Below are 14,302 nucleotides of genomic sequence, written 5' to 3' on the forward strand. Positions count from 1 at the left end.
GTCTGATGTCAGGGGGCGGCGGCTTGGTCGGCCGCCGCAGAGGTGATCAGGCGGCGGCGCGCTTGCGCTGTTCGTTGACCTGGTTATTGACGCCGTTCACCAGCGAGGTGAGATGGATGTCGAACGCAATCTCGGCGAAGGGGCCGGAGAGATTGTTGGCCTTGATGCTCGCCTCGTCGGTGCGCTCGGTGACATCGGGCACCAGGCCGTCACGGGTCGCATAGGCGAAATCGTCGTTGACCAGCGGGTCGCCGGCGATGTTGATCTGGGTCGTCAGCTTGCGGTGGCCATCGGCGCTGATGAAGAAATGGATATGGGCCGGGCGCTGGCCATGGCGACCAAGGGCGGACAGCAGTTGCTCGGTCGGGCTTCCCGGAGGCACGCCGTAGCCGTGCGGCACGATGCTCTGGAACTTGTAACAGCCCTTGGCGTCGGTGACGATCGTGCGGCGCATGTTGAACGGCGCCTGCAGGCCGGTCGGATCGAAATGCGAATAGAAACCGCGGGTATCGCAGTGCCAGACTTCGACGGTAGCACCCTTCAGCGGCTGGCCGGCGGCGTCGTAGACGGTGCCGTGCATGATCAGCGGCTGGCCATTGGTGTCGCGGCCGTCGTCGAGGCGAGCGAAGCCTTCCGAGGCCGGCGCGCCAGCAACATAGAGCGGGCCCTCGATGGTGCGCGGCGTCTGGTTCTGGATGCCGAGCGCTTCGTCGATCGCGTCGAGACGTTCGTCGAGGAAGTGGTCGAGGCCGAGGCCGGGCGAGATCAGGCCGGCCTGGCCGGCAGCGCCGATCTCGTTCAGCCAGGCAATGCCGGTCCAGTATTCGTCCGGGGTGATGTCGAGATCGTCGATCGCCTTGAACAGGTCGGACATCAGCCGGTGCACGATTTGCTTGACACGCGGATTGCCGCCGTCCTTGTCGAGTCCGCTTAAGGTCTTCAGGAAAGCTTGCGTTTCCGGCTTGTCAAAAATCTTCACGCTCATATCAATTCCTCCACTTGGATTGTCTTGAAGCTCGAGCCGCCCGCCAAACCTCCCGGCTGCGGCGCTCACAAATTCTAGCTATCGTCGTCCCGGATCGAGGATGGGTGCCGGAGCAGCGGCGTGACCTCGATCTGCATGAACTTGAAGAGCGGCAGGCCCGAGAGAAGCTCGTGCAACTCGGCATTGTCCTTCACGTCGAAGACGCTGTAGTTCGCGTACTGGCCGGCGATCCGCCAGATATGCCGCCACTTGCCGCTCTGTTGCAGCTGTTGCGAATAGGCCTTCTCCCGGGCGAGGATCTCCGCCACCTGCTCGGCCGGCAGATCGTGAGGGATGTGAACGTCCATTCTGACGTGAAACAGCATGGCTTGATCCTCACTTTGCAACGCTGATCGTCTTGCGCAGCCCGTCGCGCGCAAAGAATTTCAGCCGGTCTTCATCAAGGTCGATCCCGAGCCCCGGCCCGTCCGGCACCGTTAGCTCGAAGTCGCTGTAGTCGAGCGGCGTCGAAAGAATTTCTTCGGTCAGAAGCAGCGGGCCGAAAAGCTCCGTGCCCCATTGCAGGTTGGCGAAGGTGGAAAACACGTGGGCCGATGCCACGGTGCCAACGCCGCCTTCCAGCATCGTGCCGCCATAGAGTTCAATGCCGGCGGCATCGGCGATGGCAGCCACGCGCAGCGCATTGAAGAGGCCGCCGCTCTGCTCGATCTTGATCGCGAAGACGTCGGCACCCTTGGTCTTGGCAATCTCGAAGGCGGACTCTGGCCCGGCGAGGGACTCGTCCGCCATCAGCGCCACCGGGAAGCGACGGACCAGGCGGCCGAGTGCTGCGGTCGAGGCGACCGGCTGTTCGACCAGTTCGCAACCGGCGTCCGCGAGTGCCGCCATGCCATAGGCCGCCTCAAACTCACTCCAGGCCATGTTGACGTCGACGCGCACCGCGCCGCGCTCGCCGAGGGCGTGTTTGATCGCTGCCACATGGGCGATATCGTCCTTCAGCGGCCGTGCGCCGATCTTCAGCTTGAAGATCCGATGGCGGCGAAGGTCGAGCATCTTCTCAGCTTCGGCGATATCCTTGGCCGTGTCGCCCGACGCCAGCGTCCAGGCGACCGGCAGGCGCTTGCGCAGTGCCCCGCCGAGCAGTTCGCTGATCGGCAGACCCAGGCGCTTGCCGTGGGCGTCGAGCAGCGCCGTTTCTACGGCACTCTTGGCGAACCGATTTTCCTTCACCGCCTTGCCGATCCGGGCCATCAGGGCTCTCACCCGGCTCGCGTCCTCGCCGATCATGAGCGGTGCGAAATAGGTGTCGATCGCAAGCTTCATCGATTCCGGGCTCTCGCCGCCATAGGCGAGACCGCCGATCGTCGTGCCCTCGCCGATGCCGACCGTTCCGTCGCTGCAGTGGACCTTCACCAGCATCAGCGTCTGGCCGGACATGGTCGCGACCGACAGCTTGTGCGGCCGGATCGTCGGCAGATCGACCAGAACAGTCTCGACCCGTTCGACGACGGGAGAAAAGGCTGCGGTCGGAGCGATGGGTGCAAAGGTCGTGTTCATGCCGTGAACTGTGCGCCGCGGACTTAGTGACGTCCAACACCAAATAGGTTATCTACGATACCTTCACGGTATAGTATGACAAAGATTACGCGCATTCATGCGCTTGCCGCACTGCAGCATACCGCAAATGGTAGGACAATAGGGGCCGTAACATTGGATCTGCGCCAGCTTCGCTACTTCGTCGCCGTCGCCCGCGAGCGCAATTTCACCCGCGCCGCCGAGCAGCTGCACATCGCCCAGCCGCCGCTCAGTCGGCAGATCCAGCTTCTTGAGGAAGAGCTGGGCGTGCCGCTGATCATCCGCAAGAGCCGGCCGGTGCGGCTGACGGAGGCAGGCCGATTGTTCTACGAACAGTCGCTACAGGTGCTCGGCCGGGTGGAACAGATGGTGGAGGCGACGCGCCGTGTCGGCCTCAACCAGAACCGGGTGCTGTCGATCGGCTTTGTCGCGTCCACGCTCTATGGCGGGCTGCCGACGCTGGTGCGCAAGCTCAGGCAGAACGCGCCGGAACTCGACATCCGCCTGCTGGAAATGGTGTCGGTGCAGCAGATCGCGGCGCTGAAGGAGGGCCGGATCGATGTCGGCTTCGGCCGGTTGCATCACAACGATCCCAACGTCGCCGGCATCCTCATGCGGGAAGAGCGCCTTGCCTTGGCGATACCGCAGGGCACGCCGTTTGCCGATGATACGTCTCCCCTGCCGTTAAGCGCGATTGCCGGGCAAAAGCTGATCGTCTACCCGAAGGAACCGCGCCCGAGCTATGCCGACCACGTGTTGAGCCTGCTTCACGCTGAGGATGTGCACCCTGCAGAGGTACATGAAGTGCGCGAAATCCAGAGTGCACTTGGCCTCGTCGCCTCGGATGCCGGACTTTGCATCGTCCCGTCCTCGGCGCGTCAGGTCCGCTCAGACCTGCACTATCGCATGATCGAGGGCGAGCGGGCGACCTCGCCCGTCATCCTCAACCACCGGGTCGGCGACAATTCGCGCTACATCGAGCTGATCAAGGCGCTGATCGTCGAGATGTATGCGGAAAACCCGCCCTGGCTCGGCCTCGAGCACAATCTGCCGTTCCGGCCGTCCTTCGTTAAGTGACGCGTTCGGGCGTCCGCAATTCCCGTCCTTCACGCGTCGAGGAAGTGGCGCAATCCGCCCAGATCTCGCGGACCATATCGCGGAGCAAAAGCGCTTCGGCCCAGCGGTCGGTCGTATCGTTGCCGTTCCTGTCGGTAATGGCATAGGGCCTCGGGCCGAGTTCGCAGGTCATGACCAGCTCGGCATCTTCAGCGGCACGGGAGCGCCAGTGCCGAAAGCCGTAGGTCCACCACTGATGAAAGAGGTCGACCCAGAGTCGATGATGCGGAAAGGAAAGCTCGATCTGGATCTGCTGGCAGGAGCCGACGCGGCCGTGGAAGGCTCTAGCGTTGCGCAGGATGCGTTGGATCTGGGCATGGCTTTCGTCTTCCACCGGGAAGGCAAACTCCCGGCCGACGAGATAGTGTGAGAGGTCGGCCAAGAGCGGCAGGTCGGGGCGCCGGTCGAGCAGATCGAGCGTGAACAGAAGGTCGCTGGTAATCCGATTGCGATGGGTTTCGATATAGACGGGCACGCCCGTCTCCTCGGCAAGCCGTGTCCAGCCGTCAAGCAGCGGCAGGCAATCCTCGACCCGGCGCGGACGAATGTCGGCCTGCAGGTCGATGTGGCTGACCGGAAATTCCGCGGCTAATTCCAGCGTCAGGCGCAGGTCCTCGACGCTTCTCGGAAAGCAGACGCCCTCGATCTTCAGGCCGGTGCCACGGATCACGGCGTTGAGGTGCTCGACATCGCGCCGGTTGGTATAATGCGCGCTGACACCATCGAAACCGGCCTCGGCGATCATTGCGATGTTCTCTTCAAGGCTGCGCTCGAAGCCGTCCGCATGCCGGCGCTCCATCGCCCAGAGCGACTGAAAGACAAGCAGTTTCTGCATCAGGCGGCCCGCGCGCTTTTCAGCAGCGCCTTGAGGTTCACGCTGGCGTCGGCCAGCGCTCCCGGATCGGGACTGACGCCGGCGGCAATCAACATTTCCGCGAGCTTGATCTCCTTGGCGAGACCATTGCCGAAACCGAGGCCAGCGGCGGCGACGAGACGACCGCCGTCCAGGTAGAATTCGAGTTCGCCGCCGTCGAGCTGGCGCGTCACGCTTTGATGGTCCGGATGCGGCAGGCCCGCCACCTGCAGGCCGAGATCGTATTGATCGGTCCAGAACCAGGGGATCGCTGCAAAAGCCTCCTTGCCGCCGGACATGTTGCTGGCGGCAACCTCCGCCTGGGCGCGCGCATTGCGCCAACTCTCAAACCGAACATGCCCGCCACCCGGTTGGGCCACGGCGGCGCAATCGCCTGATGCATAGATATTCGGATCGCTGGTGCGCAGATAGCCATCCGTCAGGATACCGTTGCCGACGGCAAGCCCCGCCGCCTCCGCGAGTGCTGTATCCGGCTGGACCCCGATCGCGGCGACGGCGATATCGGCCGGCACCGGCGTGCCATCGGAAAGAACAACCGCATCCTCGGCGATTTCAGCGATCGCCTGACCGAGATGGAAGGTGACGCCTTCGTCCAGATGCCGGGCATGAAGCTTCGCGGCGAAGCGTGGCGGCACCGCGCGACCGAGCGGCCTCGGTGCCATTTCGATGACGCTGACAGCGACGCCCTTGCCGCGCAGCACTGCCGCGAGTTCCATGCCGATCAACCCGCCACCAATGATCGCAACGCTCTTGGCGGTCTCCGTACGCGAGAAGATCGCCGCCGCATCCGGGTAGGTGCGGAAATCGAGCGCGCGCTCGGCACCGGGGCACGTGAGCCGTCTCGGCCGGGCACCGGTGGCGAGCAGCAGCTTGTCGTAGGCGAGTGTCCGCCCATCGCTCAAGGTCACGGAGCGGGCATGCCGGTCCAGTCGAGACGCGGAAACGCCCTTGATATAGTCGATACCGGCGGTCTCCAGCGCTTCGGCACCGCAGATCGGCTTCATCTGCACCGCGCCATCGAGCGGTTTCGACAATGGCGGCCGCTCATAGGGCAGATGCGGTTCCGTACCGACCAGCGTGACGTTGCCGGCAAAGCCCGATTCACGCAGCGCAAAGGCCGCGCGGGTGCCGGATTCACCGGCTCCGATGATGACAATGCGATCCATGGCTTGCTCCGTAGATCATGCGTTGACCTGCGGTGCGGTCGCAAAACCGCGCGCAGATTTGTCAGTCCGTTCAAAAAGGTGGCCGGCGCAGGCAGGAGAAATGCGCCGGCCCACAGCGCCACGCATCCGATCAGACACGCAAGGGTCGCTGTAGAACTTTGAATTCCTGCATGTTTCCGTCCTTCAATCGGCGACGATTAAAGGAAACATGCAGGTAGAAGATCAGTTGCGCGCCGCGTAATCGGCCATGTTCTCAGGCGTGACGAGCTCGAAGGGAACCCAGACGTTCTTTTCGACGCTTTGACCACGCACGAGCGAGACGGCGGTGTCGACGGCACTGGCCGATTGCCCCTTGGCGTTCTGGAACACGGTCGCGTCGAGGTCGCCGGCGGCCATGGCGGCAAGCCCGTCCTGGGTCGCGTCAATGCCGACGACGATCACGTCGTCCATCGACACGCCAGCGGCCTTCAGCGCCTGGATGGCGCCGATCGCCATTTCGTCGTTGTTGGCAAAGACCACGTCGATCGGCTGTCCGGCGGTGATCCAGTTGGTGGTGAGGTCCATCGCGTTGGTGCGCGTCCAGGCGGCCGATTGCTCGTCGGCGATGTTGGCACCCTTGCAGTCGCCGGCAGCGAGCGTTTCCTTGAACGCCGAGGTGCGATCGCGCGAGGCCTGGTGGGCAAGATCGCCCATCAGGATATAGACCTGCGCATCGCTGGCCTTGCCCTTTTCCTTCAGCAGCGAACAGGCGGCTTCCGCGCCCAATTTACCGGAGTCCGTTTCCTTCGAGCCGACATAGGCCTGTTTTGCCGGCAGCTTGCCGAGGTTCTCCGGCTCGAGGTTGAGATAGACGAGCGGAATGCCCGCCTTCTCGGCGGCTTCGCTGATCCCGGCTGCGGCCGAGGTATCGGTCAGCGTCATGATGATGGCGTCGACGCCCGCCGCGATGAAGTTGTTCACCTGGTTGAGCTGCTTGGAGATGTCGGTCTGGGCGTCCTCGATCTGGACGGTGGCGCCGTTGACCTCTCCGACCCGGGCATTGATGCCCTCGCGCAGCAGGGTCTGGAAGTTGTTGTCGAAGCTCTGCATCGAGACGCCGATCGTCTCCGCCGAGGCAGCACTTCCCATCAAGGCGGCAAGCGCTGCCGCCAGGTACATGGATTTCATGATTTCCTCCCGAGGGTGCCGGATCACCCGATCGCATTCCGGGGGCCCCGATGGGCCTGATCAATCCCTGCGTGGGCGGCCCTAGCCGAGCGCCACGCGCACCTCGCCGTCGACGATTTCGGCGGGGTAGGTCTTGAGGTTTTCGCAGGCGGGCAGCCTTATGGCTTCGCCGGTGCGATAGTCGAAGGCGCCGGAATGCTTGGGACATTCCACCTCGTAGTCCATGACCAGCCCATCGGCGAGATGGATGGCCTCATGGGTGCAGAGGCCGGTGGTGCAATAGACGCTGTCGTCAGGGCCGCGATAGATCGCATAGGTGCGGCCGGCATGGTCGAAGCGGATTGCCCCTTCCTGTTCGATGTCGTCCAGTTTGCAGGCGGGTACCCAGGTGATCACGGTGCTCATTCTGCTGCCTCCCCTACTGTGTTGCGTGCCTTGCGGGCCGCGAGTTTTTCCTTGCGTTTGCGATAGCGCTCCTGCATCCGCGCCTCGCCCTCCTTGGAGCCGTCGTGCCAGGTGCCAAACCAGCGATCGAGCGGGATCAAGGCGTCGCCGTAATTCACCTCGAAGTACTTGTGGTGCAGGTAATGCGCATAGGCGTGGCTATCGACGAGAGTCTCTTCACCAACCTCGACCTTGTCGAAGCCGACATGACCGGGAATGGCGCCGAAGCCCGCATAGTGCAGCTGGTAGAGCATCAAGATCGGGTTGGACGGCAGGATCAGGTGATAAAAGGCGGTGCCGAAGTAGAGCAGATGCTCGACCGGATGCATCGACAGCGACGACCACGGCGACGGGTTCACCGAATTGTGGTGGACCGAATGCACCCATTTGTAGAGCAGCGGCGTGTGGATGAGCCGGTGGATGCAGAAGAAGTGGAACTCGTGGATGACAGGCACGACGAGTGCGACAAGCGCGAGCGTCCAGGGATTGTCCGCGAAGGTCAGCCACGGCGCATAGCCATTGGCATAGGCAAAGAGCATGCCGACCTCGACGGCGGTCCAGATGGTCACGCCCGACAGGAAGGTGCGCAGGATGTTGTCGAGGTTCTGGCTCTCGAACCAGAAGGCCTTGCTCTTCTGCTCGGCCGGGAACTTGCCGTTGTACTTGAAGCGGTTTTCCTGCCGCTTCAGCACATAGAGGTGCATCTCGAACGCGCCGTAGAACAGGAAGACGCAGACCGCATTGACCGCATAAAGCCAGGCGATCCAGCCGACGCTCAAGCTCTGCATCGTCTCGACCGGCGGGATGACCCAGGCCCAATAGGCGACGGCGGAGGCCGCGAAGATCGCATTCCACGGAAAGAAATAGTGTGGCAGCCACTTTACGAGTGCCAGCAGTTTTGGCGGGAAGGCAAACAGCGGCGCGGTTTCGATCGGGTCGTTCGGCGCCCAGTCGCCGCGCTTGTTGCGGGTTCCATATTTCAGATCGTCCATGGCGCTCTCCTCCCGGCGGACCGCATGCGCTCCGCCCAAATCAACTGAAGGAGGTCGCTGTCCGGTTCGGTCCGATCCGCGTTCCTTCTTGATAAAAATCTAGCAGGAGGCGGAGGGAACGGCGAAAGCTAGATTGATCAAATCAGATCAAAGGCTCTCGGCTGTGATGGTGATGAAGCGAATGGGCGCCGTGTCCGGCTCCATCTCGGAGAGCCCGATCCGGCGCAGCATCAGGTCAAGCGAGCGGCGGGCCTGCGCCTCCGGCGCCTGGTCGAGCACGACGTCCATGATGCCGTCGCCAAGCGCCTTGCGGGTGTAATCGGTGAGTTCGTGGCCGACGAAGAAGATCTCGTTACCGCGCTTATGCCGGCGAAGCACGTCGATCAGGGCCGCATTCGCGCCGCCGGCATTATAGAGCCCGGCCATGTCAGGATACATGTCGAGCGCCCATCGCAACGCTTCGGCGCCGTAGTGCTCCTCGTCGCGGGTAAACCCCAGCCACTCGAACCGACGCTCGCCCGGATGCGCTGCAAAATAATCCGAAAAGCCGCTGAGGCGGTCACGGTGGACCTGATAGATCGGGTGGCAAAGGGCGACGACAGGCCCTGTCCGGCGCGCCATGCGCGCGATGAAGAGCGCCGCCGTTCGTCCGGCCGCGTGGTTGTCGATGCCGACGAACGCGCCCAGTTCGTGCGAGGCCCTGGTCACGACGTGGACCACCGGCACGCCGCGCGCGATCACGGCTTCGACGGCGGCGCTGATCAGAGGATGGTTGGGCACGGCAAGGATCAATCCGGCGCGTGGCACTTCGCTTGACAGGATGCGTCTGGCGATCTCCTCTGGCTTCATTTCCTCGGCAAAGCTGCGATGCACGACGACGAGCGGATCGAGCGTCTCTGCGATCCGCTGGAAGGCCTGCGACAGGCGGCGATAGAAGGTCGTCTCCGGCCGCACCATCAGCACGTCGATGCGCAGCAGCCCGCGATGGGCCTCGGGAAGCGTTCGCGGATAGTTCAATGCGCGCGCCGCGACGACGACTTTTTCGACGAGGTCCGGGCGGACACCACCACGGCCGTTCAAGACCCGCTCGACCGTCGCGGTTCCGACGCCTGCAAGCTCGGCAATGTCGCGATAGTTCGGCTTGCTCACGGAGACCTATCCTCGGCGTCGACATGTGTTCCAAGCGCTTTAGCACGAGAGAGCGTTCGCTCGACAGAGCACCTGCTCAAGTTGGGCTCGCCCTCGTCGCCACGTCGCCTATATCCATCGGGACATCGAACCGGATCGAGGCTTCCATGACCTATGAGTTGTACTATTGGGACGGCATCCAGGGGCGCGGCGAATTCGTGCGGCTGGCGCTCGAAGATGCCGGCGCGACTTATGTCGATGTCACGCGGGAACCGGGCCGCGGCACCGGGGAAATGATGAAGCTGATGGAAAGCACTGTTGAAGCGCACATTCCGTTCGCCCCGCCTTTTCTCAGGGATGGCGACCAGATCATTTCGCATGTGGCGAACATCCTCTTCTACCTCGGCCCTAGGCTCGGCCTTGCGCCCAAGGACGAGGCACAACGCTGGTTCGCCAACGGCCTGCAACTGACGATCACCGATTTCATCGCCGAGGTGCATGACACGCACCATCCGATTGCGACGTCCAAATATTACGAAGACCAGACGCAGGAAGCGAAGGCCCGCGCAGCCGAATTCGTCACCAACCGCATCCCGAAGTTTCTCGGTTATTTCGAGCGAGTGCTTGCACAAAACCCCGATGGCAACGGCCACGCGATCGGCAACGCCGTCACCTATGTCGACCTGTCACTGTTTCAGGTGATCGAAGGGCTGCGTTATGCCTTCCCGAAGGCGATGCGGCACGACGAGGTGCGGTTTCCAAACCTCATAAGGCTGCATGCTTTGGTGAAGAGCCGGCCCAACATCGCCGCCTATCTCGCGTCGCCGCGACGCCTGGCCTTCAACGAGGACGGCATCTTCCGCCGCTATCCGGAACTGGATATCGCTCCATGAAGAAATGCGCCGCCGACATTCACGCGGCGGCGACCCTTTGCTCCCGCAGGAACGCCGATACGCGCCGCAAGCCTTCGCGCAGGATGCCTTCGTTGTTGGCGTAGCCTATCCTGAGGTAGCCCTCCATATCCATGGCGCTGCCCGGCGTGAACATCACGCCGGTTCGCTGAAGCAGTTGCAGGCAGAGCGCCTCTGATGTCATCGGCAGGTCGTATTTCAGAAGCGCGGTCGTGCCAGACTGCGGCTTGATCCAGGAGATCAGCGGCTCAGCATCAACCCAGTCCGAGAGAATGGCGAGGTTGGTGCGGGTGATCTTCTGGCTGCGCGCGAGGATCTTGTCCTTGTTTTCAAGGGCGATGGCCGCGAAATGGTCATCGAGCATGCCGACGCTGATGGTGTTGTAGTCGCGATGGACAGAGACGGCCCGGATCAGTTCGGGCGGCGCGACGATCCAGCCGAGCCTGAGTCCGGCGAGCGAAAAGGTCTTCGACATGCTGCCGGTGCTGATGCCCTTTTCATAGAGGTCGGCGATCGACGCCGTCATGCCATCGCCCTGTTGATCAGTGCCGCGATAGACCTCGTCGCAGAGGATCCAGGCGCCGCAAGCGCGCGCGATCTCGACGATCTTTTCGAGATAGGCGCGGTCCATCAGCGCCCCGGTCGGGTTGTTGGGATTGTTGATGGCGATCAGCTTGGTCCCGGGGATCGCCAGCCGCTGCAGTTCCTCGAGGTCGGGCAGGAAACCGGTCGCTTCCGTCAGGCGCAGGATCTGCGTATCGGCACCGTAGCTCTCGGGGATCGAATAGTGCTGCTGATAGGTCGGCAGCACCGAAATCACCCGGTCCCCCGGCTCGACCAGTGTTTCGTGCACCAGCGCATTTGCGCCGATCGCGCCATGAGTGGTGACGACGTTTTCGATCGCCTGTTTCGCATAGAGGCTCGCGATCAGGCCGCGCAGCCGCTCGGATCCCTCGATCGCGCCATAGGTCAGTTTCAGCGGCAGCAGTTCGGCAAGGATCATATCCGTCTTGCCGGCCATCTCCAGCAGCTCTGCGACGGTCAGCGACTCGACGCAGGTCTCGGCGAGGTTCCATTCGCAATGGTTCTCGTAGCGGTTCATCCAGATCTCGACGCCGAAGTCGCGGATTTTCATGCGGAGTTCCTTTCGAATGTTGAAAGCATGGCCCCGACCATGCCGGTGCGACGGTCGAGACGGCCACGGCGCTCTCGTTTGAGAATTGCCGCCGCTTGTGAGATGAAACCGGTGATGCCGGCACAGCTCCGCAGAGCCCCTCCGCTTTTGGCGGAGGCCCTCGGAAAAGGCTTTGGCATTTGGTGGTCGATCCGTATAGAAAGACGTTATGAGCAATATATTGCACAGTCAAGATCGATCCGACGTTTTGTCTCACGTCGCCGAAAACCTGAAACGGATCCGCCAGGCAGCTGGCCTCAGCCAGTCGGCATTGGCCGAGGCGTCCGGCATCAGCCGGCGGATGATCGTGGCCGTCGAAGGTGGGGACGCCAACATCAGCCTCTCCAGCCTCGACAAACTGGCAGCCGCCATGAAGGTCGGCTTCATCGATCTCGTTCGGGATCCGCAACGACAATCCGGCGGCAGCATCGACGCGGTGACCTGGCGCGGTCGGCAAAAGGAAAGCGAAGCGCGGCTGCTTGCCTCCACCCCGGCTGCGAGCGAGGCGCAGATGTGGCTCTGGTCGCTGGCGCCCGGCGAACGCTACGACGCCGAGCCCGATCCGCAGGGCTGGCATGAGATGCTGTTCGTGACGGCAGGCGCCCTGACGCTCGAGCTCTCTGGCGAACGCAAGCGCTACGCAAGCGGCGCCTTTACCGTCTACAGTTCGGCGCAGACCTATGCCTATATCAATGACGGCGACGACGTCGTGACCTTCGTCCGCAACGTCATCTCGTAGACAAGGCCTAAGCTTCCACCCACTACTCGACGTAGTTCCAGGGGACGAAGCGATAGAGCGTCTCGTTGCGCACCACATGGCCAACGCCGGGGAACGGCAGATGCGCACCGGCGACGAGGTATCGCCCATCGGCCGCATCCGCCAGTGCCACGGCACGCGTCTCTGCCGCCGCGGTGCCGTCGACGTCGAAGCTGACGAAGACGTCGGGCGCATCGAACTGGATGTAATCCCCGTGAATGACGTCGCCCCAGAAGACGAGCTGCTGGCCGTCATCCGCTTTCAGCACGATCGCGGAATGCCCGGGCGTGTGCCCGGCGCGCAAGGTCGATCCGAGGTTCGGCAAGACGTCCGCGTCGTCGGCGAAACGCTTCACCTTGCCAGCGTCGATATAGGGAGCAAGGGCATCGTGCGCCCGCTGAAAGTCGGTCTTCTGCGCATCGGTCAGCGCCTTAACGTCCTCCCGCTCGATCCAGTAGCGGTATTCGCGCTCGGCGAGATGGATCTCGGCATTCGGAAACTGCGGCTTGCCGTCGGTGGTGAGACCGCCGGAGTGGTCGGCGTGCACATGGGTCAGGATCACCGCGTCTACCTGGTCGGCGCGATAGCCGGAGGCCGTGAGATGCCTCACGAGCTTGCCGGCGGCAGCACCCAGCAGGGTTCCCGACCCGGCATCGATCAGCACCAGTCGCTCGCCGTCGTTGACGAGATAGGCGTTGATAGACAAATGCGGCTCCTTGCCGAGGAAGTTCGCGTCCAGTCTGCGCTGCAGTTCGCCTTCCGGCGCGTTCTGATAGATCTTCGTCATCGGCAGCGCCAGGGTGCCGTCCGACAGGGCGGTGACTTCGAACTTTCCGAAGCGGAAGCGATAGTAACCGGCATTGGCGACGGTCGAGAATGGCGCGGCGGAAAAGGCGAAACGCGGCGCGAGCGGCAACAGCGCCGTGGCGGCAAGAAGGCCCAAAGCTTGTCTGCGGGTGGTCATGATCGGCTCCTTCGATTGGATGCCGAGACGCTATCAATTCAACCGTCGGTCGATTATCCTGCGATCGTGGAAGTGATTGTTCCGGAAACGCATGAAATCCCCCCAATCCGCCGATCTCAACAGCCTCAGGATTTTCCTCGAGGTCGCCCGCTCCGAGAGCTTTTCCTCGGCCGCGCTTCGCCTGCGCCTGCCACCGAGCACGGTCAGCCGACGCCTGGGCGAGCTTGAGGCAGCGCTTGGCGTCGCACTATTGCTGCGCTCCACCCGCCGGGTCTCCTTGACCGAGGCCGGAAAGCACCTGCTGGAATCGGTCGGGGGCGCCGTCGAACTCATCGACCGCGGCATCGCCGGCTTCCAACCGGCCGACGGGACGGCGCGCGGGCGCCTGCGAGTCGCGACGTCAGTTGCCTTTGCCCGCACCTTCCTGCCACCGATCCTGAAGCGCTATGCGGAGCTCTGCCCAGAAGTCCGGGTCGACGTGCAGACCACCCACCAAAATGTCGATCTGATCGGCGAAGGCGTCGACGTGGCCTTAAGGATGGGGCAGCCAGTCGACAGCGAGATGATCTACCGAAAGATCGGAACGATCGCGCCGCGCCTCTATGCCGCTCCTGCCTATTGTGCCGGATTGACGCTCTCGTCTCCGGAAGACCTGATGCATGTCGCGCTGATCGCGTACCGGACGCGCATGCGGCGGGACCTTGCCCATTGGGTGCTCTCCGACGGCACCAGGCAGTTTACGCTCGAGCGCCCGCCGTCGATCGTCGTCGACGATCCGGCGATCAGCGAACGGCTGATCGCCGAGGGCCTGGGCATCGGCATGCTCAGCGATGCGCTCGCCGCCGATGGCGTCTCCGCCGGACGGCTCGTTGCGGTTCTTCCCGCGTGGACCGGGCCGTCCACCCATCTTTACTATCTCTTCCACCAGCAACTCGGCGATCTGCCGAAAGTGGCGGAATTCTTGAAGGCCGTGCGCGAGACGTTTCGCATTCGCGACGCGTGACCTTGCCAGGGCGCCGTGCGTTCGAACGCGCGCAGCAGCCCTCGCT

At 63.1% G+C, this 14,302-nt stretch carries 15 protein-coding genes; 4 read left to right on the forward strand and 11 right to left on the reverse strand.

Annotated features, from left to right (window positions below; all coding sequences use genetic code 11):
• Positions 1-46 precede the first annotated feature (46 nt).
• The 3 genes from catA to OKW20_RS09295 form a co-directional block, all read right to left on the reverse strand.
• A complete protein-coding gene (gene catA / locus OKW20_RS09285) occupies positions 47-985 on the reverse strand; it encodes a catechol 1,2-dioxygenase (protein ID WP_429171687.1) in 939 nt (312 codons plus the stop codon).
• 74 nt (positions 986-1,059) lie between these two features.
• Positions 1,060-1,350: a muconolactone Delta-isomerase gene (gene catC / locus OKW20_RS09290; RefSeq protein WP_192450077.1), complete on the reverse strand. Its 291-nt coding sequence runs from the start codon at positions 1,348-1,350 to the stop codon at positions 1,060-1,062.
• A gap of 10 nt (positions 1,351-1,360) precedes the next feature.
• Positions 1,361-2,542: a muconate/chloromuconate family cycloisomerase gene (locus OKW20_RS09295; protein ID WP_429171690.1), complete on the reverse strand. Its 1,182-nt coding sequence runs from the start codon at positions 2,540-2,542 to the stop codon at positions 1,361-1,363.
• A 153-nt stretch (positions 2,543-2,695) separates the two neighbouring features.
• Between OKW20_RS09295 and OKW20_RS09300 the strand changes: the two genes are divergently transcribed.
• Positions 2,696-3,637: a LysR family transcriptional regulator gene (locus tag OKW20_RS09300; protein ID WP_429171692.1), complete on the forward strand. Its 942-nt coding sequence runs from the start codon at positions 2,696-2,698 to the stop codon at positions 3,635-3,637.
• On the opposite strand, the gene OKW20_RS09305 is transcribed toward OKW20_RS09300, so the two are convergent.
• From OKW20_RS09305 to OKW20_RS09330, 6 genes are all read right to left on the reverse strand, one after another.
• Positions 3,630-4,511, reverse strand: a complete 882-nt coding sequence (locus OKW20_RS09305; RefSeq protein WP_429171694.1) for a sugar phosphate isomerase/epimerase family protein — start codon at positions 4,509-4,511, stop codon at positions 3,630-3,632. The two genes, OKW20_RS09300 and OKW20_RS09305, sit on opposite strands and share 8 nt — an antisense overlap.
• Positions 4,511-5,716, reverse strand: coding sequence for an NAD(P)/FAD-dependent oxidoreductase (locus OKW20_RS09310; protein WP_429171696.1), 1,206 nt, complete (start codon positions 5,714-5,716; stop codon positions 4,511-4,513). The genes OKW20_RS09305 and OKW20_RS09310 overlap by 1 nt, the downstream gene beginning before the upstream one ends.
• Positions 5,717-5,938: 222 nt before the next feature.
• Complete coding sequence (locus tag OKW20_RS09315) at positions 5,939-6,883, reverse strand: substrate-binding domain-containing protein (protein WP_429171697.1); 945 nt, start codon at positions 6,881-6,883, stop codon at positions 5,939-5,941.
• A gap of 81 nt (positions 6,884-6,964) precedes the next feature.
• On the reverse strand, positions 6,965-7,276 hold the full coding sequence (locus tag OKW20_RS09320; protein WP_429172311.1) for a MocE family 2Fe-2S type ferredoxin: 312 nt from the start codon (positions 7,274-7,276) through the stop codon (positions 6,965-6,967).
• An 8-nt stretch (positions 7,277-7,284) separates the two neighbouring features.
• Positions 7,285-8,319 (reverse strand): sterol desaturase family protein, encoded by a 1,035-nt coding sequence (locus OKW20_RS09325; RefSeq protein ID WP_429171699.1) that lies wholly within the window; start codon positions 8,317-8,319, stop codon positions 7,285-7,287.
• A gap of 147 nt (positions 8,320-8,466) precedes the next feature.
• A complete protein-coding gene (locus tag OKW20_RS09330; protein WP_429171702.1) occupies positions 8,467-9,468 on the reverse strand; it encodes a LacI family DNA-binding transcriptional regulator in 1,002 nt (333 codons plus the stop codon).
• A gap of 146 nt (positions 9,469-9,614) precedes the next feature.
• Here OKW20_RS09330 and OKW20_RS09335 point away from each other — a divergent pair, with 146 nt between their 5' ends.
• The gene (locus OKW20_RS09335) at positions 9,615-10,340 is read left to right on the forward strand and encodes a glutathione S-transferase (protein WP_429171704.1); all 726 of its coding nucleotides are present in this window, start codon (positions 9,615-9,617) and stop codon (positions 10,338-10,340) included.
• A gap of 19 nt (positions 10,341-10,359) precedes the next feature.
• Here OKW20_RS09335 and OKW20_RS09340 read toward each other — a convergent pair whose 3' ends face one another.
• The gene (locus OKW20_RS09340; protein WP_429171706.1) at positions 10,360-11,493 is read right to left on the reverse strand and encodes an aminotransferase; all 1,134 of its coding nucleotides are present in this window, start codon (positions 11,491-11,493) and stop codon (positions 10,360-10,362) included.
• A 208-nt stretch (positions 11,494-11,701) separates the two neighbouring features.
• Here OKW20_RS09340 and OKW20_RS09345 point away from each other — a divergent pair, with 208 nt between their 5' ends.
• Complete coding sequence (locus tag OKW20_RS09345) at positions 11,702-12,271, forward strand: helix-turn-helix domain-containing protein (RefSeq protein WP_429171708.1); 570 nt, start codon at positions 11,702-11,704, stop codon at positions 12,269-12,271.
• A 22-nt stretch (positions 12,272-12,293) separates the two neighbouring features.
• On the opposite strand, the gene OKW20_RS09350 is transcribed toward OKW20_RS09345, so the two are convergent.
• Entirely contained in the window at positions 12,294-13,253 is a 960-nt protein-coding gene (locus OKW20_RS09350) for an MBL fold metallo-hydrolase (protein WP_429171710.1), read from the reverse strand.
• Positions 13,254-13,344: 91 nt separating this feature from the next.
• Here OKW20_RS09350 and OKW20_RS09355 point away from each other — a divergent pair, with 91 nt between their 5' ends.
• The gene (locus tag OKW20_RS09355) at positions 13,345-14,256 is read left to right on the forward strand and encodes a LysR family transcriptional regulator (RefSeq protein WP_429171712.1); all 912 of its coding nucleotides are present in this window, start codon (positions 13,345-13,347) and stop codon (positions 14,254-14,256) included.
• Positions 14,257-14,302: the final 46 nt, after the last annotated feature.

The sequence above is a fragment of the Ensifer sp. LBL genome (assembly GCF_050435225.1).
GTDB lineage: Bacteria > Pseudomonadota > Alphaproteobacteria > Rhizobiales > Rhizobiaceae > Ensifer.